Here is an 18,923-nt window from a genome sequence, read left to right as displayed (position 1 = left end):
AAGGTGAAAGCATGAGTCAGTCGTTTGATGTTGTCGTTATTGGTGCTGGCGCCGCCGGGCTAATGTGCGCCGCGCAAGCTGGCCTGCGCGGGCGCAGCGTATGCGTTCTCGATCATGCCAAAAAGCCTGGCCGTAAAATTTTGATCTCAGGTGGCGGTCGCTGTAATTTCACCAATTATGAACTATCGGCCGCCAACTACTTATGCCGCAATCCTCATTTCGTTAAATCAGCGTTATCGCAGTACAGCCAGTGGGACTTTATCTCGCTGGTCAGTAAATACAATATTGCGTTTGAAGAGCGCGATCATGGCCAGCTCTTTTGCCTTGATTCGGCGAAGGACATCGTCAATATGTTGCTAAAAGAGTGCGATTTACCGACGGTCAAGCAGCGTTATCAAGTCGAGATTCAATCGATAGATAAGGTGCCAAACGGCTTTCAGCTCACCACCAATGACGGGCCAATCCAATGCCAGTCACTGGTGGTCGCAACGGGTGGCTTGTCGATGCCCAAGCTTGGTGCGACTCCTTTTGGTTACAAAATTGCAGAGCAGTTTGGACTGGCGGTGATCCCAACCACGGCCGGGCTCGTGCCTTTTACACTGCATAAACAAGATAAAGAAGATTTCGCCGAACTGGCCGGCATTGCCATTCCAACTGAAATCACTACTGAAGATGGCACAGTGTTTAAAGAAGCACTGCTGTTTACTCATCGTGGTTTATCTGGGCCGGCGGTGTTGCAAATTTCTTCTTACTGGAAAGCGGGGCAGAAGGTCAGTATCAACTTAGTGCCGGAAGTAGACATCGAGCGGCTATTAAATGAATCACGTGAAGCACACCCAAATCAAAGCTTAAAAAATACACTCGCGAAAGTACTGCCTAAGCGTTTAGTTGAAGTACTGATTGAGCGCAAAGCTTTTGTCGATAAACCGCTCAAACAGTTAAACCCACACGAAATAACCGCTATCGCACACGACTTACAACATTGGCCGATTCTTCCCAATGGTACTGAAGGTTATCGCACAGCCGAAGTCACATTAGGTGGCGTAGACACCGATTGCCTCTCATCGAAAACCATGGAATGCAAATCGGTTCCGGGCCTCTATTTTATTGGTGAGGTAATGGATGTGACGGGCTGGCTTGGCGGCTATAATTTCCAATGGTGTTGGTCAAGCGGTTATGTCGCCGGACAGTGGGTGTAAGTGTGTAGAGAAGGCCCAAAAGGGGTGACGAGGATCACCCCAAGGATACAAACTTTATTATCTCTACACAGTGCTTTCACGAACGGACTAGCCTGTTTCATTTGTAGGCGTTGATAGCCTCACTTGCCCGCAACGGGGCAAGGCGTTGTTCAAAGAAGGTCGGCTGGTTTTTGCACCAGACGCAATATCAGGAAAAATCTTCTCGCCCTTACATTACTCAAGCGAATGCGTCTGCATATCAAATGCTTGGTTCTTTGTACTTACCCTTTGATATCCAAAAATCATAACCATAAATCATAAAAAGTTCGCGCTATCCTTCTGTTTTTTTTTGTTTACTCGAAGGTTGAACATAGCAACGGCTTTTTCATGCTTATCACTTTTAGCTCAAAGCATGTGATTCGACATGCTGTAAAAGTATGAATAAATGTGCATTTTATTGAACCAGTAAACGGCTAAAAATTATATTCACAACGGATGTAAACTCATCTGGATGAAATCAATCTTCTACATTTACTCACAAATAAAGACATGACCTTTTAGTCATCCTCACGTCCAATAAGATACATCTCTATACATCATACCGCGGTGATAATATAGCGCCTTCCACTGTGCTGACTATGGTTCGCTTAGATATCGTTTGAACAAAGCCTAATTTTATAAGGATTTGAAATGAAAACATCTTTTACATTTACGGAGCCTCAAAGCTATTCCCTCGAACGGGCAACATCACTACAAGAACCATTCTTTGTTAAACAGGTAAAGAATGTACCAGTCAGTGCAACGCAAAGCGCTTTGGAACTTCGCCAGCGCCGGGTAAAAGATATGGATGATAATCGGTTCCTCTCTGAACCGAGTGATAAAATTAACTTATTAAAACATGTGCAAGAGAAGCTATGCCAAGGGGTTACGCCTCAAGAACAACCAAGCGCCTTTGTTGTTACAGGGCAAATGGGCGCTGGGAAATCGACCGCGATAAAAGCATGTTCGTCACAGCTCAAGAATAACTGTGTGGTGGTTGATTATGATGAACTGAAAAAATACATTCCAGGTTATTCGGAGTTAGCAAGCAATGGGCACCCAAGCACGGTGTCAAACTGCCAACAAACGGCGTTGTTTCTCTGCGAAGGTTTAATAAAGTACGGACTTGAAAAAAAATTCAACATGGTGATACAACGCTCCATGTTAGATCAGCAACACTCAATATTACACGTTCTGGATGATTGTAAAAAACATGGCTTTAAGACTCATTTGACGGTGCTGGCCGTTGATAAGTCGTTAAGTATGATGGGGGTTTTCACAAGGTATGAGTCAGCACTTAAAAGTATTAGAGAAGGACAGTTAGTCCCTGATGGTGCTAGAAGAACGCCATTGAACAAACATGATGAAGCCTATAGCGATATGGAAAGTGTCGAGAAGTTTCAAGAGCTTCTTCCATTATTAGATACGATCACTGTGACCTCAAGAGCGGGAATAAAGCTCTATACAGGAAGAAATCCTGACGAAATTGTCAAAGCTTTACAAGATGGTCGAACGGCTAGTAAAAACGATAAACATTTACAGATGGAGGCATTTAACACTCTAATCGGGCTAGTGCGGTATAACGTCCAATTCCCCAATTACGACTATAACTAAGTGGTCGATTCTGTCGAAACCTTTGACGTTTTAAGTCTAGATACCCTCTGATCGGTCAGTGTATCTAGAGGCCGTTACCTGTACGTCAAGAATAAGTTTTGCGATAGAAGCCATCCTTAGCGATAAACTTCACTAAAAAGCACTGTCAAACCAATGGATAGTTTTTTAGAAAAAAGAAGAGCTGCACAGGTTAGCCCTTCTTTTTTGTTGTGTGGCAATGAATTGCTTCTAGCTGGATTTATTTTGTTTATAGCGGTCAAAGATAACCGCCGCGAGCAAAATAGTTCCTCGTACCACGTATTGAGAAAAAGGTGACATATTCAGTAGATTCATCGCATTCTCTACCGTACCGAGGATGAGCACACCCGCAATAACGTAAGATACTTTACCTATCCCGCCTTTGAGCGATACCCCACCGAGCACACAAGCAGAGATGACCACTAACTCAAAACCGACGGAAGTCATCGGCTGACCGCTGGTCATACGCGCGGCTAAAATAACCCCAGCGAGCGCAGAGATAAAGCCAGAGATAGTGAAAATGATGATTTTAGTTTTTACGACGTTGACACCCGCTAATCGTGCGGCTTCTTCATTACCGCCAATCGCTAATGTATTGCGCCCATAAACCGTACGATTTAGTAAAAAGGCAAAAATAGCGAAGGTGACTATGGTTAACCAAATTGGCGTTGGGATACCAAGTAAAGAGGAGTTACCTAGGGTGAAGAAATGTTCTTCAGTGATCCCAACCGCCTTACCGTCAGAGATGATATAACCAAGACCGCGAGCGATTTGCATCGTTGCGAGAGTCGTTATCAGTGCATTGATCTGCAATTTGGCAATAACGAAGCCATTTAGCAAACCAAAGAGTACACCTGAAAGTAAGCCTGCGCCGATACCCAATACCACACTGCTGGTTGCGTTAATCGCTACCGCCGTGACTACGCCAGAGCAGGCAATAACCGAAGCAATCGAGAGATCTAAATCCCCACAGGCTAGGCAAAAGAGCATGGCGCACGCAACCATGCCGCTCATGGAAATAGCCAGACCGAGCCCTTTCATATTAATGAATGTAGCAAAATAAGGGACAAATAAACTGCAAAGCAAAAATAGGCCAGCAAAGACCATCAGCATGCCGAACTTATCCCAGATGGAAGAGAACTTAAAAGAGCGAGTCGGGCTCTCGGTATTGTCTATTTTGGTTGAACTCGTTACAGCCATTAGGATATTCCTTTTTACGCAGCGACGTCGTTGCCAATCATGGCAAGACGTAACGCAGATTGTTCGTTAAATTCAGTTCGTGTTAATTCACCAGTTACTTTGCCATCTTTCATAACCAGTAATCGGTCAGCGATACCAAGCACTTCAGGCATGTCACTAGAGACAACTAAGACAGTCACGCCATTTTCTGCCAATTTGAAGATCAACTCGTATATCTCAGACTTAGCGCCAACATCAATGCCGCGCGTCGGCTCATCTAGCAAAATGACGCTCATATCGGTAGATAACCAACGACCAAGGATCACTTTTTGTTGATTGCCACCGGAGAGCTCGCCAATGGGTTGATCTAACGAAGCGGTTTTGACGTTTAATGACTGGTTTTGTTTGAGGGCATTGCTCGACTCCCACTGGAAGTTGATTAACCCGCCAAGCTTTAGATGCCATGGACGAGCGCTAATGTTGGTGTTTTCTTGCACCGATAAAATAGGCACGATACCGTCTGCTTTGCGATCTTCAGGGCATAAGGTAATGCCCGCCCGAATGGCATCTTCAGGTTTAGTAATCCGTATTTTTTGTCCGTGAAGATAAACATCGCCCGCGGTGGCTTTTTCTGCTCCGAAAATCAAACGGGTAAGTTCTGTTCTGCCCGCACCGACCAGACCAAACAAACCTAATATTTCTCCCTGTTTTATTTCTAGCGAGAGAGGAGCGGTGAGCCCTCTGCCCATCAGGTTTTTAATCGCTAATCCACTTTGACCAAGAGGACGAGAGCGGTAGTTGTAAATGTCATTGATTTCCCGGCCAACCATTAACTCAACCAAACGGTCATGAGTGAGAGTCGAAAGGTCATAACAGGTTTGCACATGGGTACCATCTTTGAAGATGGTGATTGCATCACACAGAGCGAATATTTCTTCCATACGATGAGAAACGTAAAGAATGATTTTTCCGTCGTCGCGCAATTCGCGGATCACTTTAAATAGGTTTTCAATTTCACGCTGAGACAAGCTGCTGGTTGGTTCGTCAAAAGCGATGATGTGTGCATTGCGACTTAGCGCTTTGGCAATTTCAACCATTTGCCACTGGCCAATAGAAAACTCTTTTAATGGGCGAGAGGGGTCAAAATTTTCCCCCAAGCGCAATAACTGTTTACGTGCGTTACGATTGAGGGTTTCGGTATCGACCCGGCCATGTTTAGTGGGAAGTTGCCCTAAGAAAATGTTTTCTGCCACGCTGAGTTCAGGAACCAAATTAAGCTCTTGATAAATAATGGCGATACCTTGCTCTAATGCGTCAACCGTCGATTGAAATGTTACTGGATGCCCATCAATGAGCAGCTTGCCGTGGGTGGGTTGATGCAGCCCGCTTAGCGTTTTCAATAGAGTCGATTTCCCGGCCCCATTCTCTCCCATTAAGGCATGAACACTACCGCTGTTAACGCGAAAGCTAATGTCGGTCAGTGCCTTAACACCCGTAAAGTGTTTTGATATTTGGCAAAACTCTAAGCAAGAGTGTGAAGCTGCCATAGTCTGTACTCCTGTTTACTTCGCGAAAGCGGTACGAAGAAGCTGTACCGCTTTTAGCCATTGACAACGAACGCCTTACAGGCCTTTCTTTGCCAGTTCTGCTTCGTAGTTGTCGCGAGTAATTAAGACAACGTCCGTCACTTCAACGAATTTTTGTGGTTCAACACCTTCTTTCACCCATTTATAAAGTGATTCGATGCTTTTGAAGCCGTGTACATCTGGGCTCGGTAAAAGAGAACCATAGAACCCTGTTGGTTTCGATTTAGCTAATTCACTGACAGCATCGACGCCATTAATGCCAACACCAATCACATTACTTGCGTTAAACCCTTGTCCTTCTGTCGCACGAACGCCGCCGAGAACGGTATTGTCGTTCATACCGACGATAAGCCACTGCTTGACCATTGGGTATTGCACCAGTAGCGAGTTTGCTGCATCCAGAGCGCCAGGGATGTCATTTGCTTTGGTTGGCACGCGGTAAATTTGGTTGGATGGGAAACCCGCTTCTTTCAGTGCCTTAATCGAACCATCGACACGACGACGCGCGGTATCAAGCTCGTCTGCGGTTATGGCCATAACGCCCGTTGTTGCGGTATCCCAGCTACGTTTTGTCATCTCTTTGTACAGTTCAGAACCTTGGCGATAACCAATTTCACTGGCAGCCATCATCACCAAAGGCACGTTTGTCATTGGTTCGCCTTTCGCATTAAGGAACTGGTCATCAACCGTGATGACTTTCAAATCGTAGCTTTTTGCTTTAGCCATAATTGCAGGCCCAAGCTTAGGGTCAGGTGTGCAGATGACAAAGCCTTTGGCGCCACTTGCCGCTAGCGTATCGATAGCGTTCAGTGTTTTTTCTCCATCAGGCACCGCCATTTTGATCACTTCAAAGTTATATTGCTTACCGGCTTGCTCAGCAAAATTCCATTCTGTTTGGAACCAAGGCTCTTCAGGTTGTTTTACCAAATAACCTAATTTGAGTTCATCGTTGCTACCGAAAAAGGCATTAGCAGAAATACTGAATAATGCGGTTCCGGTGAGTATTGCGGCAGCGAGTGTGGTTTTTATGCTTTTCATCTTATTTGTCCGTCCACTGGTAGGGTTGTTTCATCTCCATACTTAAGGAAGTTGACGAGCTTTGAAGTGATGAAAATCACAGCAGAAAAATGTAGCGTTTTTGTCCATTTATGTAGCGAGGTAGGGCATGAAGTACCTCTCACTTTTTATAGTTTTATGTGTTTAATTTTATATGAACATCGGCTATTTAGTGTTTTTATGCGCTTTTTTTTCTGGAAAAAAGCTGAAGTGATGATTTTAAAACCATTAGCACAGAATGAGTGTGTCGACTAATTTATCCATATTTTTAGCTATTGGGTTCATGGTGATATTGACGTAAGACCGTTATAAAAATAGGCAGTTAATCGGTCTGATGTGGAGTGACCATGAATAATTTGAATATAGATTCACCTTACGTGATCGGCTTAGATTTTGGCTCTGATTCTGTACGAGCTTTATTGGTGAATGCTCGCAATGGTGAAGAGGTTGCGTCTGGCGTGGCTAACTACCCAAGGTGGGCAAAAGGACAATACAGCGACTCGAACCAATCTCAATTTCGTCATCATCCTCTTGATTATATTGAGTCTCTGACCATTGCTGTCCGAGAAACGTTGGCGCAGGTTTCCACAGAGATCGCACAATCTGTTGTTGGCATTGGCGTGGACAGTACGGGTTCAACTCCAGCCCCTATCGATAAAGAGGGTAATGTGTTGGCGTTGCTTCCTGAGTTTGAGCATAACCCCAATGCCATGTTTATCTTGTGGAAAGATCATACTTCCGTGACCAAAGCGGAACGCATTAATGAGCTGGCCCATTCACACACTTTTCCAGACTACACCAAATACATCGGGGGATTGTATTCATCGGAGTGGTTTTGGGCGAAAGCCGCGTGGGTAGCGGAACAAGATGCAGGGCTTGTTCCTTATATCCATAGCTGGGTTGAGTTGTGTGATTGGGTTCCAGCTCTCCTTGCAGGGTGTCAGCATCCTACAAATTTACGTCGTGGTATTTGTGCTGCAGGGCATAAAGCGATGTGGCATGAAAGCTGGGGCGGTTTACCTTCGCAAGATTTTTTATCGGCCATTTCTCCCACGCTCGATGGCATGCGAGATCGAATGTTTACTGAGGTATACACCTCAGACCAATTAGCTGGGCATCTGAGTGCAGAGTGGGCGCAGCGGCTAGGCTTACCAGAGGGAATTGCCATTGCTATTGGTGCTTTTGATTGCCATATGGGCGCGGTGGGCGCTGGCGCTGGCGAACATGACTTAGTGAAAGTTATTGGTACGTCAACATGCGATATTTTGATGGTGGATGCACAAAGTATCGGTGATCGAACCATTCATGGAATATGTGGCCAAGTTACGGGTAGTGCGATGCCAGACTTAATGGCACTGGAGGCTGGGCAATCAGCATTTGGTGATATTTATGCTTGGTACAAACGTGTGATGTTGTGGCCAATCGCGCAACTGGCTAAGCAAAACCCACAATTAGGAATTGATCTGGACGCCGCTGAGGCCTTGTTAATTCCTCGACTTACGGCGGAAGCACAGTCAAAACGTCTGCAACTGGAAACGCCTCTTGCCTTAGATTGGCATAACGGGCGGCGAACGCCTTATGCCAATCAACGTCTCAAAGGCGCAATTACGGGGCTGAATTTAGGCTCTAGCGCACCAGATATTTTTGCATCACTGGTGGAATCAACGGCTCATGGCGCGAAATCAATCGTCGATTGCTTCGTTGAGCAAGGTGTCGAAGTGAAACGTGTGATTGCTATTGGCGGAATTTCTCAGAAGTCACCATTTGTGATGCAAACCTGTGCCAATGTCATTGGGCGAGAAATCGCCGTTGTCGCTTCAGAGCAGTGTTGTGCATTAGGTGCGGCCATTTTTGCAGCTGTTGCGGCCGGGGTTTATAGCGATGCCGAGCAAGCTCAAACTCAAATGGCGAGCCCAATCTGCGATGTTTACTACCCAGATGCTGATACCAAAGGGACCAGCGAATGGCGTTATCATGCTTATCGCCAGTTAGGGCGGCAGATCGAACAATTTTCTGAATTCTTGTTGGCACAGGAGTGTACTGATGAGTGTTAAGACTTCTCTAGGCTTCGATTTAGCCAGCGACCCACAAGCAAAGCAACGTCTGAGTGAGCTTCGGCAGCAAGTATGGCAAGCCAATATGGCGCTACAGACCCACGGTTTAGTTACCTTTACTTGGGGCAATGTATCAGGCATTGACCGCTTAACAGGGTTAGTTGTGATTAAGCCAAGTGGCGTCGAATACGAAGCACTCAATGCCGGCAATATGGTGGTGGTTGATCTGAATGGCTTAGTTGTCGAGGGCGATCTTAAACCCTCTTCTGACACGGCTACCCATTTGGCCTTATATCGCGCTTACCCAGAACTTGGCGGCATTGTGCACACGCATTCTCCTCATGCCACCTCTTGGGCTCAAGCAGGTAAAGCCATTCCAGCATTGGGTACTACTCATGCTGACTATTTCTACGGCAGCATTCCCTGTACTCGCCCCTTGACCAATGCCGAAATCGCAACCGACTACGAACACCATACAGGCAAGGTCATCATTGAAACGATCAGTGGTGGTGAAGTGTTGGCCATTCCTGGGGTTATTGTTAATGAACACGGCCCATTCAGCTGGGGTAAGGATGCTGATCACGCCGTTCATAACTCAGTTGTCATGGAGGTTGTCGCCAAAATGGCGCTGCAAACTTTGCAGATCAACCCTCAAGTGACATTCATCAATCAAGCCCTACTGGATAAACATTACTTACGTAAACACGGAGCTAATGCTTATTACGGTCAAAGTAATGTAAAAAATAAATAAGGGATAACAATGAACACGTTTACCAATCAACAAGTGTGGTTTGTCACTGGGTCGCAGCACCTTTACGGACCTCAAGTATTACAAAATGTCGCGCAAAATAGCCAAGAAATTATCCATGGTTTAAATCACTCTCCAGCCATTTCGGTTCCTTTGGTGAACAAAGGTACAGTGAAGACGCCAGATGAGATATTAGAGGTTTGTCGCCAAGCCAATAATGATGATTCATGTATTGGTCTCGTGCTTTGGATGCACACTTTTTCGCCTGCAAAAATGTGGATTTCAGGGTTAAGTCAGCTCAACAAGCCGTTCTTGCATCTTCATACTCAATTCAATGCGGCCCTGCCTTGGGATGAAATTGATATGGGTTTTATGAACCTAAATCAAAGTGCCCATGGTTGTCGTGAGTTTGGTTTTATTGGCACGCGACTGGGGATTGATCGAAAAGTAGTCGTGGGGCATTGGGAGAGCCCGATTGTTCACCAACAGGTGGATGATTGGTGCCGTGCAGCGATTGCTATTCATGAAGGGAAGTCGCTTAAAGTAGCGCGTTTTGGCGACAACATGCGTCAAGTCGCGGTGACGGAAGGAAACAAAGTCTCTGCGCAAATTCAATTTGGTTATGAAGTTCATGGCTATGGCTTGGGTGAGCTGAGCGAGAGCGTCAATCAAGTTTCAGACAGTGACGCTAAGGCTTTAATGGATGAATACGCGTCTTGCTACACCATGAGCCCTGAACTTTTCAAAGACAGCACAAGTATCAATATTCTAACTCAAGAAGCGAAGTTGGAATTGGGTATGCTGCGTTTCTTGGATTCCGTGGGCGCGAAGGCATTCACCAACACCTTTGAAAATTTATCGGGTATTTCGAACTTGCCAGGCTTGGCCACACAACGCTTGATGGAAAAAGGCTTCGGGTACGGTGGTGAGGGGGATTGGAAGACCGCAGCGATGACTCGCATCATGAAAGTGATGGGGCAAGGCCGAGTGGGCGGAACATCGTTCATGGAAGACTACACTTACAACTTTGGTCAGCAAAGCCAAGTGCTCGGCGCTCATATGCTGGAAGTTTGCCCTTCCATTGCTCAAGACAAGCCAAAGATTGAAATTCATCGTCACACTATTGGCTGCAAATGCGACATTGCTCGTATGATGTTCAGCGGAAAAGCGGGGCCTGCAGTAAACGTATCTTTGATTGATCTTGGAAATCGCTTTCGCATGATAGTCAATACGGTCGAGACTCAAACTCCGCCACAATCGCTACCTAAATTACCCGTGGCGCATGCGGTATGGACGCCGCAACCCAACCTTGAGACGGCAGCCGCAGCATGGATCCATGCGGGTGGCGCGCATCATACCGTATACAGCCAAGCGGTGAGCGTTGAGATGTTAGCGGATTATGCCGAAATGGCGGGGATCGAAATGGTATTAATCGATAACCAAACCTCCTTGTATCCATTCAAGTCCGCACTCAAAACAAACAGCGTTTATTACCGTTTATCTTCAGGTATTTAAACCCGCGGAACACTCCCTCATCTGAGGGAGTGTTCATTAAGCTATGGTGTGAACATGAATGCTCTTCCTTTATCCACTGGCTTACCATTACTGCGTTATAAAGAGTGGTATTTGGAATTAAAAGCCGATACACCCGATCAATTTCAGCTGTGTTGTGAGGATAAACCTGTATTCGTTGGGCAGCTTGAGCTGATCAACAATGGGCTTATCATTGATATGTGCTCTGTGGTTTGGCATTTCAGATCTAAGCAAAACCATTTAGAGCAGTGGTGCAACATTCAGCTTAACGAAACACTCTCATTGAGTATGACTTACACCTTTTTTCAAGGTGCATTGGTGATTGATTATCTTGCGCGAAACAGCATCCCAACTCGGCTTGATATTCGACATCACATTACTCAAACAGACGTTAGCCACCAACTGGCCACGCAACCTGAAGACATCATCTCTTCGATTAAAGGTTGGCAAAGAAAACGTAATGACCAACCCAGTGAATACTTAATCGAACCCGTAGGGCATGGCTTCTGTGAGGCTTTTTCTGCGACACAATGGATAGTCTTAGATGAAAAGTGTGAACTGAAAAATCGTACTTAACGAAGAGGTTGCTTACACTACACGTAAATTACAGTGAATATTGCCCCCATGCAGAATAACCCTCTAAAACCTGGATATAACTTTAATGCTCATTTAGTGGCTGGACTAACGCCAATTATTGAGGGAGATGAACTGGATTTTACGATTGATCGACCTAATGGCATGAAAGGTTTTATTGTCAATTTTACGAGCAAAGGCGAGGGAACCATTTTTTATGGCGAAGATGAGTTTCACGTGAAACCTGGAGACTTACTTCTTTTTCCTCCAACAGCGGCTCACTATTATCATCGAAAAAAAGATTGTGCTTCTTGGTTTCACCGTTGGGTGTATTTTCGGCCACGAGCCTTTTGGCATGACTGGCTAACATGGCAACAGCAAAAAAATGGCGTCTACTTAACGCAAGGGTTGGATGAGAATACCATTCGCTATATTGAAAACCTGTTTATCGATATTGAATACACTTCAAAACAAGATGTCCCTTATCGAAATGATTTATCGATTAACTTGCTCGAACAATTATTGATTAGATGTAAGACACTGCAACCGGATGTCGTCAGCAAACCGCTTGACCCTAGGGTGGTGGAAGCGATGAATTATATGACGCAAAACCTCAATCAAGACTTCACTATCGAGGATGTTTCGGCCCATATCTGTTTATCACCATCGCGTTTAGGCCATCTATTTCGTTCTGAAATGGAGATGACCATAACCCAATGGCGCGACGACCAAAGGATCAGCCGAGCCAAACAATTACTGGTCACGTCTAACTACTCGGTCAATCACATTGGTCGAATTGTGGGCTATTCAGACCCACTCTATTTTTCTCGTGTTTTTAAACGTAAGGCCGGTGTGAGCCCTAAGATTTACCGCGATCAAATTACTTTGTAAACCTATGCAATCTGTCCGTTTGGGCTTTTCGTCAATTTGGGTCGCTGTCATTGAGTGATCGTTTTAGTCGTTTTAAACTGCTGTACGACAAGCCCTGTGATGATCAGCACTAAACCAATCAGAGTGGTGGGGTGAATAGTTTCGCCAATAATAGTAGCCAGCAACAGCAGTGAGATGAAAGGTGAAGCAAAAATGAGATTGCTGATCCTTGCAGTGTTGGCCGTGAGTTTTAATGCACTCAACCACAGCACGAAGGTGATCCCCATTTCAAACAAGCCGACATAAGTTACCGCGCTCCACCCTTTAATCGTAATCTGATGCCAGCTTGCACCTTCATAACAACTTAAACCAATCGCAAAAGGGATGGCGATCAAAAACCCCAGTAAAACGCCAATCACGGGGTCGGCGGTGTTTTTGGTATTAAGAATCCAGTAGCCAGCCCAAAGAAGCGTTGATAGTAGTGCCAGCCCAACACCCAGCGGGCTATCAAACTGCATGGCTAAAATATCACCCTTAGTCGCGATAACCACCACACCAAAATAGCTCAGTGCACACGCTATCCAATCTTGTTTACGGATGGTTTGTCCTAAAAATACAGCGGCCATCAGTGTGAGGGTGATGGCCCAACTGTAGTTGATCGCTTGCGCTTGAGAGGCGGGCAGCAGTGAGTAGGCCTTAAACAGAATGAGGTAGTATGCGAGAGGGTTAATTAAGCCCAACAATAAGTAATACCAAGGGTTAGCGAGAAAGGTACTCACCACTTGGTTGAGCTTGCCTTGCAGCGCGCAAATGCCCAGCAGTACGCACCCAGAGACAGCACTCGCAACCATCAGCATCTGGATCGGCGTAAATTCAGCCAGCGTAAGTTTGAAAGCCGTGGCAACCGTTGACCACAATAATACGGCAGATAAGCCAAAGCCGAGTGCGCGTCGTTCGTCCATGAATCCTCGTTAGAATAATTGTTGAAATAGTGTTCAGCGGCGCAAGTCTATAGTTTGCTGTTAACTTGTACAAACTGGACATTTATCCAGTATCGAAATACCATTTGTCCATGACTGATAAAATGAGTTAACCCGTTATCATGCAATGGATTATCGAAAATCAAGCGTTAGTGCTTTCAACGTTAGGCAGCGCCGTGCTGAGCGGCTCAGTGGCTGGTTGGTGGGTTAAGCAGAAGCTCAATTTGAAAAGTGAGCTATTACAACAGCAGTTAGAGACTCATCAAGCCCATCATCAGCAGCAGATAATCGAACTCAAACAAGCTTTGCAGCAGGCGCGACAAGAGTTGGATGAGCTGGATGAAGAACGAGATAAAGCCGCATTTGAGCTTAAGCAATCGCACGGGAAATTCATGGCCGCGATGGAAAAGTTGCGCTATTTCGAAGTGGTTAAGCAAGAGCGGCAACAGAGCATGGAAGATGCGCACGCTCTGCGTGAGCAGAAATCGCAACTTGAGGCTCAACTGCGTGAGCAAGAAGCACGGCATGAACAGCAAATTCAATCGAGCCAAGAAAAACTACAGTTACTTGAACACGCTGAGGAACGCCTAAAGCAGCAGTTTGAGCAGCTAGCCAATCAGTTATTTGAAGTCAAAACTGCGAAAGTGGATCAGCAGAACCGTCAAAGTTTGGAAGGGCTACTTTCTCCACTGAAAGAGCAGCTCGAAGGGTTTAAAAAGCAGGTCAATGACAGCTTCAATCATGAAGCGAAAGAGCGCCATACGTTGGTTCATGAATTGAAAAACTTACAACGCCTCAATGAACAGATGGCGCAAGAGGCACTCAATTTGACCCAAGCGCTGAAAGGCGACAATAAACAGCAAGGCAATTGGGGCGAAGTGGTTCTCGCGCGGGTGCTGACCGAATCGGGCCTGCGTGAAGGGCACGAATATCACACTCAAGTCAGTTTGCAAAACGAGGCTGGTAAGCGCTATCAACCGGATGTGATCGTCAATTTGCCACACGACAAACAGGTGGTGATTGACTCGAAAATGGCGCTGGTGGCTTATGAGCGTTATTTCCATGCTCAAACTGAAAGTGAACGTGCTCGCGCATTAAGTGAGCATTTACTTGCGCTGCGTGCCCATATAAAAGGACTCGGTCAGAAAGATTATCATCAGCTCAAAGGGCTACAAAGCCTGGATTACGTGCTGATGTTTATTCCCGTCGAACCTGCATTCCAAGTGGCGATTCAAGCTGATCCCAGCTTGGTAAAAGAGGCGATGGAGCAAAATATTTTGCTGGTTAGCCCAACCACCTTGTTGGTTGCGCTGCGTACGATCGATAATTTATGGCGCAATGATCGACAAAACCAGAACGCGAAGTTGATCGCTGAGCGGGCCAGCAAATTGTACGATAAATTACGCTTGTTTATGGAGGACATGGAAGGGCTTGGTGGCGCGTTAGACCGTGCAAACCAAAACTATCAAGGGGCGATGAATAAGCTCGCGACAGGGCGTGGCAACGCACTGCGTCAAGCCGAAAGTTTTAAACAACTTGGCGTCGAGATAAAACGTTCCATAAACAGTGAATGGGTCGAACAAGCACAAAATGAGGCATGGGCAGACAGTGCGGTGGAAAATGCACCTTTAGTAGAAAGACATCACGCTGAGGATAAAGTAAACTGATCGCTCGCAGTCGCCTTTAACAAAACAGTGCTGCCCAAGAGGAACCTTCATGACGGATACCAGCGTGCAATCAAAAACAGCATTAGAGACACAAAATACCACTCACTTTGGTTTTGAAACCGTAGCGAAAGAAGAAAAAGTCGCCAAAGTCGCGCAAGTTTTTCACTCGGTTGCGGCCAAATACGACATGATGAATGACCTGATGTCTGGTGGCATTCATCGCTTATGGAAGCGTTTTACCATTGATTGCAGTGGCGCTCGCCCGGGCCAACGTATTTTGGATCTTGGTGGTGGTACGGGCGATCTAACCGCCAAATTTTCACGCATTGTGGGCGAAAAAGGTCATGTTATTCTAGCTGATATCAACAACTCGATGCTCAATGTCGGACGCGATAAATTGCGTGATAAAGGTGTAGTGGGCAACGTACATTACGTGCAAGCCAATGCCGAAGAACTGCCTTTTCCTGATAACTATTTCGACTGCATTACCATCAGTTTTTGCCTGCGTAATGTAACCGATAAAGATAAAGCGCTGAGCTCGATGTTCCGCGTTTTAAAACCGGGTGGTCGTTTGTTGGTACTTGAGTTCTCCAAGCCAGTGCTTGAGCCATTATCCAAAGTATACGATGCGTATTCGTTCCATCTATTGCCGAAAATGGGCCAAATCATTGCCAATGATGCCGACAGCTACCGCTATCTTGCGGAATCTATCCGCATGCATCCCGATCAAGAAACCTTAAAAGGGATGATGGATCAGGTTGGTTTTGAACAAACGAGTTACTACAACTTAACGGGCGGTATTGTTGCGCTGCACCGTGGTTACAAATTCTAAGGATTGGGCATGCCGTTTGAGCCTTTAGTTACCGCCGCGATTGAGACCACACTCAACACCTTAATTCAAGACGATCCTGAATTGGTGCGCCGATTATCACGCCTGAAAGGGCAAGTCATCCAAGTGCATCTCAAAGAGTTCAATAAAACGCTGACCTTCATTTTTAGCCAGCAAATTGATGTGTTAGCGGCTTACGAAGGCGAGTCGAATTGCTACCTGTCGCTCAATGTTTCCATTTTGCCCGAGCTACGTGAGCAAGCGAACATCACCCAACTGATCAAACAAGATAAGTTGGTGCTGGAGGGCGATATTCAACTGGCGCAAAAATTTGCCCAGTTGATCACCGATTGCAAGCCGGATGTTGAAGAGTGGTTGTCACGCCTGACGGGCGATGTGCTGGCTCACGCTTTAGTGCAGGGTGTGAGAGACATAGGCCAAGCGCTGCAATCACAACGAAGCAAGCATCAAAACCACCTCAGCCAAGTGTTAACGGAAGAGTGGCGTTTATTACCTAGCTCGCTCGAGGTGGCCTATTTTTGTGACCAAGTGGATGATCTCAATAGCCAAGCGGCGCGTATCGAAGCCAAAATTCAACACTTGTTGGAGCAAGCATGACGCCAACTGAACTCAAGCGGTTGTACCGAATTATCAAGGTACAATTGGAATATGGTCTAGATGAACTGTTGCCAGAACATCAACTCACCAAAGCGCCAATATTAGCGCGCAAAGGATTGTTCTGGATTAAAAATCAGCATGCGGACAAACCATTAGGTGAGCGCTTGCGCTTAGCCTTGCAAGAGCTTGGTCCAGTGTGGATTAAGTTTGGTCAGATGATGTCAACGCGGCGTGACCTGTTTCCACCGCACATCGCAGACCAACTTGCGTTACTGCAAGATAAAGTCGCTCCGTTTGATGGTGTACTTGCTAAAACTCAGATGGAAAAAGCGTTGGGCGGCGCTTTAGAAACTTGGTTTGATGAATTTGATATTGAACCACTTGCTTCTGCGTCGATTGCTCAAGTCCATACCGCCAAACTCAAATCATCTGGCCGGGAAATCGTACTCAAGGTGATTCGGCCAGATATTCGGCCAGTGATTGATGCCGATATCAAACTCATGTATCGCATGGCGAAAATTGTTGCCAAAGCATTACCTGAAGCAAGGCGACTGAAGCCCGTTGAAGTGGTACGTGAATACGAAAAAACTCTGCTTGCTGAACTCGACCTACGCCGAGAAGCAGCCAACGCCATTCAACTGCGTCGTAACTTTGAAAATAGTGAAGAGTTATACATTCCAGAGATAATTCCTGACTTTAGTAATGAAACTGTCATGGTTTCTGAGCGAATATACGGCATTCAAGTTTCTGATATTGAAGGTTTAGCGGCCAACGGCACTAATATGAAGTTGCTTGCTGAACGCGGAGTGAGCGTATTCTTTACCCAAGTGTTCCGCGACAGTTTTTTCCATGCCGATATGCACCCGGGCAATGTCTTTGTTAATCCCGCGCATCCTGACAATCCACAATGGATTGGCTTAGATTGTGGTATTGTCGGTACCTTAAACAGTGAAGATAAACGTTATTTAGCCGAAAACTTCTTAGCTTTTTTCAACCGAGATTACCGCCGAGTGGCACAATTGCACGTTGATTCTGGTTGGGTTCCACGTGAAACCAACATCGATGAATTTGAGTTTGCTATTCGTGTGGTCTGTGAGCCAATTTTTGCCAAGCCATTGTGCGAAATCTCATTTGGTCATGTGTTGCTAAACTTGTTTAACACGGCTCGTCGCTTCAATATGGAAGTGCAGCCGCAATTGGTCTTGCTGCAAAAAACGTTATTGTATGTCGAAGGGTTAGGGCGTCAGCTTTATCCTCAATTGGATTTGTGGCAAACCGCTAAACCATTTTTAGAAAAATGGATGATGAACCAAGTTGGGCCGCAAGCGTTTATCCGCGCAGTGAAAGAGCGAGCTCCGCTTTGGGCTGAAAAATTACCTGAGTTGCCAGAGCTGCTTTACGATAGCCTCAAACAAGGTAAAGCAATGAACCAAAGGTTGGATCAGTTGTACCAAGGTTATCGAGCCAGTAAGCGTCAACAGGCAACAGGAAAGTTTTTATTTGGTATTGGCGCCACTTTGGTCGTATGCTCGGCGATATTAGTGACCAGTGCTTATCAGCCGTTTGCAATAACCAGTGCGATTGCAGGTGTTGTATTTTGGCTACTCAGTTGGAGTGCTTACCGTCGTTAAGCGGTCTTTTATTTGAAATCAATTTGTTGAGAAATTCCTGAGGTGTAGAGAATGGGTGGTATCAGTATTTGGCAACTTCTAATTATTGCCGTGATTGTTGTATTACTATTTGGAACCAAGAAACTGCGTGGTATCGGTAGCGATCTCGGTGGTGCGGTTAAGGGGTTCAAAAAGGCGATGAGCGATGAAGAGCCAGCCAAGAAAGACGCAGATTTTGAACCTAAAAATATAGAGCAGCAGAAGACAGAAGCGACTGCTGAGACTAAAAAAGATAAAGAGCAGGCCTAACACGTGTTTGATATCGGTTTTTGGGAGCTGGTATTAATATCGGTTGTCGCGTTGGTCGTTCTTGGCCCTGAGCGTTTACCTCATGCTATTCGCAGTGTGGCAAAATTTGTTAGCACAGCAAAGAACATGGCGAACAGTGTCAAAGATGAATTAGCACATGAGCTCAAAATTCAAGAGCTGCAAGAAAACTTGCGTAAAGCAGAGCAAATGGGAATGGAAAATTTATCTCCAGAGCTGAAATCTTCTGTGGATCAGCTCAAGCAGGCTGCGCAAGATGTACAACGCCCTTATGCGAACTCATCGCCCTCTGAAACAAAAACAGAGCACGATGAACAAAGCGTTGAAGTGATTCCCGCTACAACGATTTCGTCGCCTGAAACGGCCGATAAGAAAGCCGACTCATCTCTGTAGGAGGAGTTATTGTTACCACTGTAACTCCTCCTCTTATGCTCTATTTATACG

Annotated in this window: 17 protein-coding genes; 13 read left to right on the top strand and 4 right to left on the bottom strand. The window is 45.8% G+C overall.

Going from position 1 to position 18,923, the window contains the following annotated elements; genetic code table 11:
• Nucleotides 1–11: 11 nt before the first annotated feature.
• Nucleotides 12–1,199 carry an NAD(P)/FAD-dependent oxidoreductase gene (locus tag AACV12_RS00575; RefSeq protein WP_013855625.1) on the top strand — a complete coding sequence of 396 codons (1,188 nt, stop codon included), beginning with the start codon at nucleotides 12–14 and terminating at the stop codon, nucleotides 1,197–1,199.
• Nucleotides 1,200–1,868: 669 nt separating this feature from the next.
• On the top strand, nucleotides 1,869–2,831 hold the full coding sequence (locus tag AACV12_RS00570) for a zeta toxin family protein (protein WP_170901239.1): 963 nt from the start codon (nucleotides 1,869–1,871) through the stop codon (nucleotides 2,829–2,831).
• 228 nt (nucleotides 2,832–3,059) lie between these two features.
• On the opposite strand, the gene araH is transcribed toward AACV12_RS00570, so the two are convergent.
• The 3 genes from araH to AACV12_RS00555 form a co-directional block, all read right to left on the bottom strand.
• Complete coding sequence (araH, locus tag AACV12_RS00565; protein ID WP_013855627.1) at nucleotides 3,060–4,049, bottom strand: L-arabinose ABC transporter permease AraH; 990 nt, start codon at nucleotides 4,047–4,049, stop codon at nucleotides 3,060–3,062.
• Between the two features lie 14 nt (nucleotides 4,050–4,063).
• The gene (gene araG / locus AACV12_RS00560) at nucleotides 4,064–5,575 is read right to left on the bottom strand and encodes an L-arabinose ABC transporter ATP-binding protein AraG (RefSeq protein WP_013855628.1); all 1,512 of its coding nucleotides are present in this window, start codon (nucleotides 5,573–5,575) and stop codon (nucleotides 4,064–4,066) included.
• 75 nt (nucleotides 5,576–5,650) lie between these two features.
• Nucleotides 5,651–6,652, bottom strand: coding sequence for an arabinose ABC transporter substrate-binding protein (locus AACV12_RS00555; protein ID WP_166538089.1), 1,002 nt, complete (start codon nucleotides 6,650–6,652; stop codon nucleotides 5,651–5,653).
• A 365-nt stretch (nucleotides 6,653–7,017) separates the two neighbouring features.
• On the opposite strand from AACV12_RS00555, the gene AACV12_RS00550 reads away from it, so the two are divergent.
• The 5 genes from AACV12_RS00550 to araC are packed head-to-tail and all read left to right on the top strand — an operon-like array spanning nucleotide 7,018 to nucleotide 12,469.
• Nucleotides 7,018–8,724, top strand: a complete 1,707-nt coding sequence (locus AACV12_RS00550) for a ribulokinase (RefSeq protein WP_170901237.1) — start codon at nucleotides 7,018–7,020, stop codon at nucleotides 8,722–8,724.
• On the top strand, nucleotides 8,714–9,475 hold the full coding sequence (locus AACV12_RS00545) for an L-ribulose-5-phosphate 4-epimerase (RefSeq protein ID WP_088733013.1): 762 nt from the start codon (nucleotides 8,714–8,716) through the stop codon (nucleotides 9,473–9,475). Before AACV12_RS00550 ends, AACV12_RS00545 begins: the two co-directional genes overlap by 11 nt.
• Before the next feature lie 9 nt (nucleotides 9,476–9,484).
• A complete protein-coding gene (gene araA / locus AACV12_RS00540) occupies nucleotides 9,485–10,987 on the top strand; it encodes an L-arabinose isomerase (protein WP_170901235.1) in 1,503 nt (500 codons plus the stop codon).
• 54 nt (nucleotides 10,988–11,041) lie between these two features.
• Nucleotides 11,042–11,581 carry a hypothetical protein gene (locus tag AACV12_RS00535; protein WP_094127924.1) on the top strand — a complete coding sequence of 180 codons (540 nt, stop codon included), beginning with the start codon at nucleotides 11,042–11,044 and terminating at the stop codon, nucleotides 11,579–11,581.
• A gap of 48 nt (nucleotides 11,582–11,629) precedes the next feature.
• Nucleotides 11,630–12,469: an arabinose operon transcriptional regulator AraC gene (araC, locus tag AACV12_RS00530; protein WP_029189931.1), complete on the top strand. Its 840-nt coding sequence runs from the start codon at nucleotides 11,630–11,632 to the stop codon at nucleotides 12,467–12,469.
• Nucleotides 12,470–12,516: 47 nt separating this feature from the next.
• Here araC and AACV12_RS00525 read toward each other — a convergent pair whose 3' ends face one another.
• The gene (locus tag AACV12_RS00525) at nucleotides 12,517–13,410 is read right to left on the bottom strand and encodes a DMT family transporter (RefSeq protein WP_170901233.1); all 894 of its coding nucleotides are present in this window, start codon (nucleotides 13,408–13,410) and stop codon (nucleotides 12,517–12,519) included.
• A gap of 140 nt (nucleotides 13,411–13,550) precedes the next feature.
• Between AACV12_RS00525 and rmuC the strand changes: the two genes are divergently transcribed.
• From rmuC to tatB, 6 genes are read left to right on the top strand one after another with little or no spacing between them, the layout of a single operon-like run.
• Nucleotides 13,551–15,095 (top strand): DNA recombination protein RmuC, encoded by a 1,545-nt coding sequence (rmuC, locus tag AACV12_RS00520; protein WP_013855636.1) that lies wholly within the window; start codon nucleotides 13,551–13,553, stop codon nucleotides 15,093–15,095.
• 49 nt (nucleotides 15,096–15,144) lie between these two features.
• Nucleotides 15,145–15,927 (top strand): bifunctional demethylmenaquinone methyltransferase/2-methoxy-6-polyprenyl-1,4-benzoquinol methylase UbiE, encoded by a 783-nt coding sequence (gene ubiE, locus AACV12_RS00515; protein WP_010319838.1) that lies wholly within the window; start codon nucleotides 15,145–15,147, stop codon nucleotides 15,925–15,927.
• A 9-nt stretch (nucleotides 15,928–15,936) separates the two neighbouring features.
• On the top strand, nucleotides 15,937–16,542 hold the full coding sequence (locus AACV12_RS00510) for a ubiquinone biosynthesis accessory factor UbiJ (RefSeq protein WP_026028263.1): 606 nt from the start codon (nucleotides 15,937–15,939) through the stop codon (nucleotides 16,540–16,542).
• Nucleotides 16,539–18,173, top strand: coding sequence for a ubiquinone biosynthesis regulatory protein kinase UbiB (gene ubiB / locus AACV12_RS00505; protein WP_013855638.1), 1,635 nt, complete (start codon nucleotides 16,539–16,541; stop codon nucleotides 18,171–18,173). The genes AACV12_RS00510 and ubiB overlap by 4 nt, the downstream gene beginning before the upstream one ends.
• 51 nt (nucleotides 18,174–18,224) lie before the next feature.
• Nucleotides 18,225–18,461: a Sec-independent protein translocase subunit TatA gene (tatA, locus tag AACV12_RS00500; protein WP_010319841.1), complete on the top strand. Its 237-nt coding sequence runs from the start codon at nucleotides 18,225–18,227 to the stop codon at nucleotides 18,459–18,461.
• A gap of 3 nt (nucleotides 18,462–18,464) precedes the next feature.
• A complete protein-coding gene (gene tatB, locus AACV12_RS00495; RefSeq protein WP_013855639.1) occupies nucleotides 18,465–18,872 on the top strand; it encodes a Sec-independent protein translocase protein TatB in 408 nt (135 codons plus the stop codon).
• Nucleotides 18,873–18,923: the final 51 nt, after the last annotated feature.

This window comes from Vibrio sp. 2-2(8) (genome assembly GCF_963888495.1).
Taxonomy (GTDB): Bacteria; Pseudomonadota; Gammaproteobacteria; order Enterobacterales; family Vibrionaceae; genus Vibrio; species Vibrio anguillarum.
The sequence above is the reverse complement of the archived record's forward strand: the minus strand, read 5'-3'. Positions and strand labels throughout refer to the sequence as shown.

What these genes read in the sequence shown, in the direction of transcription:
- AACV12_RS00575 (WP_013855625.1), top strand. Translation starts at nt 12, where the DNA reads ATGAGTCAGTCGTTTGATGTTGTCGTTATTGGTGCTGGCGCCGCCGGG.
- AACV12_RS00570 (WP_170901239.1), top strand. Translation starts at nt 1,869, where the DNA reads ATGAAAACATCTTTTACATTTACGGAGCCTCAAAGCTATTCCCTCGAA.
- araH (WP_013855627.1), bottom strand. Translation starts at nt 4,049, where the DNA reads ATGGCTGTAACGAGTTCAACCAAAATAGACAATACCGAGAGCCCGACT.
- araG (WP_013855628.1), bottom strand. Translation starts at nt 5,575, where the DNA reads ATGGCAGCTTCACACTCTTGCTTAGAGTTTTGCCAAATATCAAAACAC.
- AACV12_RS00555 (WP_166538089.1), bottom strand. Translation starts at nt 6,652, where the DNA reads ATGAAAAGCATAAAAACCACACTCGCTGCCGCAATACTCACCGGAACC.
- AACV12_RS00550 (WP_170901237.1), top strand. Translation starts at nt 7,018, where the DNA reads ATGAATAATTTGAATATAGATTCACCTTACGTGATCGGCTTAGATTTT.
- AACV12_RS00545 (WP_088733013.1), top strand. Translation starts at nt 8,714, where the DNA reads ATGAGTGTTAAGACTTCTCTAGGCTTCGATTTAGCCAGCGACCCACAA.
- araA (WP_170901235.1), top strand. Translation starts at nt 9,485, where the DNA reads ATGAACACGTTTACCAATCAACAAGTGTGGTTTGTCACTGGGTCGCAG.
- AACV12_RS00535 (WP_094127924.1), top strand. Translation starts at nt 11,042, where the DNA reads ATGAATGCTCTTCCTTTATCCACTGGCTTACCATTACTGCGTTATAAA.
- araC (WP_029189931.1), top strand. Translation starts at nt 11,630, where the DNA reads ATGCAGAATAACCCTCTAAAACCTGGATATAACTTTAATGCTCATTTA.
- AACV12_RS00525 (WP_170901233.1), bottom strand. Translation starts at nt 13,410, where the DNA reads ATGGACGAACGACGCGCACTCGGCTTTGGCTTATCTGCCGTATTATTG.
- rmuC (WP_013855636.1), top strand. Translation starts at nt 13,551, where the DNA reads ATGCAATGGATTATCGAAAATCAAGCGTTAGTGCTTTCAACGTTAGGC.
- ubiE (WP_010319838.1), top strand. Translation starts at nt 15,145, where the DNA reads ATGACGGATACCAGCGTGCAATCAAAAACAGCATTAGAGACACAAAAT.
- AACV12_RS00510 (WP_026028263.1), top strand. Translation starts at nt 15,937, where the DNA reads ATGCCGTTTGAGCCTTTAGTTACCGCCGCGATTGAGACCACACTCAAC.
- ubiB (WP_013855638.1), top strand. Translation starts at nt 16,539, where the DNA reads ATGACGCCAACTGAACTCAAGCGGTTGTACCGAATTATCAAGGTACAA.
- tatA (WP_010319841.1), top strand. Translation starts at nt 18,225, where the DNA reads ATGGGTGGTATCAGTATTTGGCAACTTCTAATTATTGCCGTGATTGTT.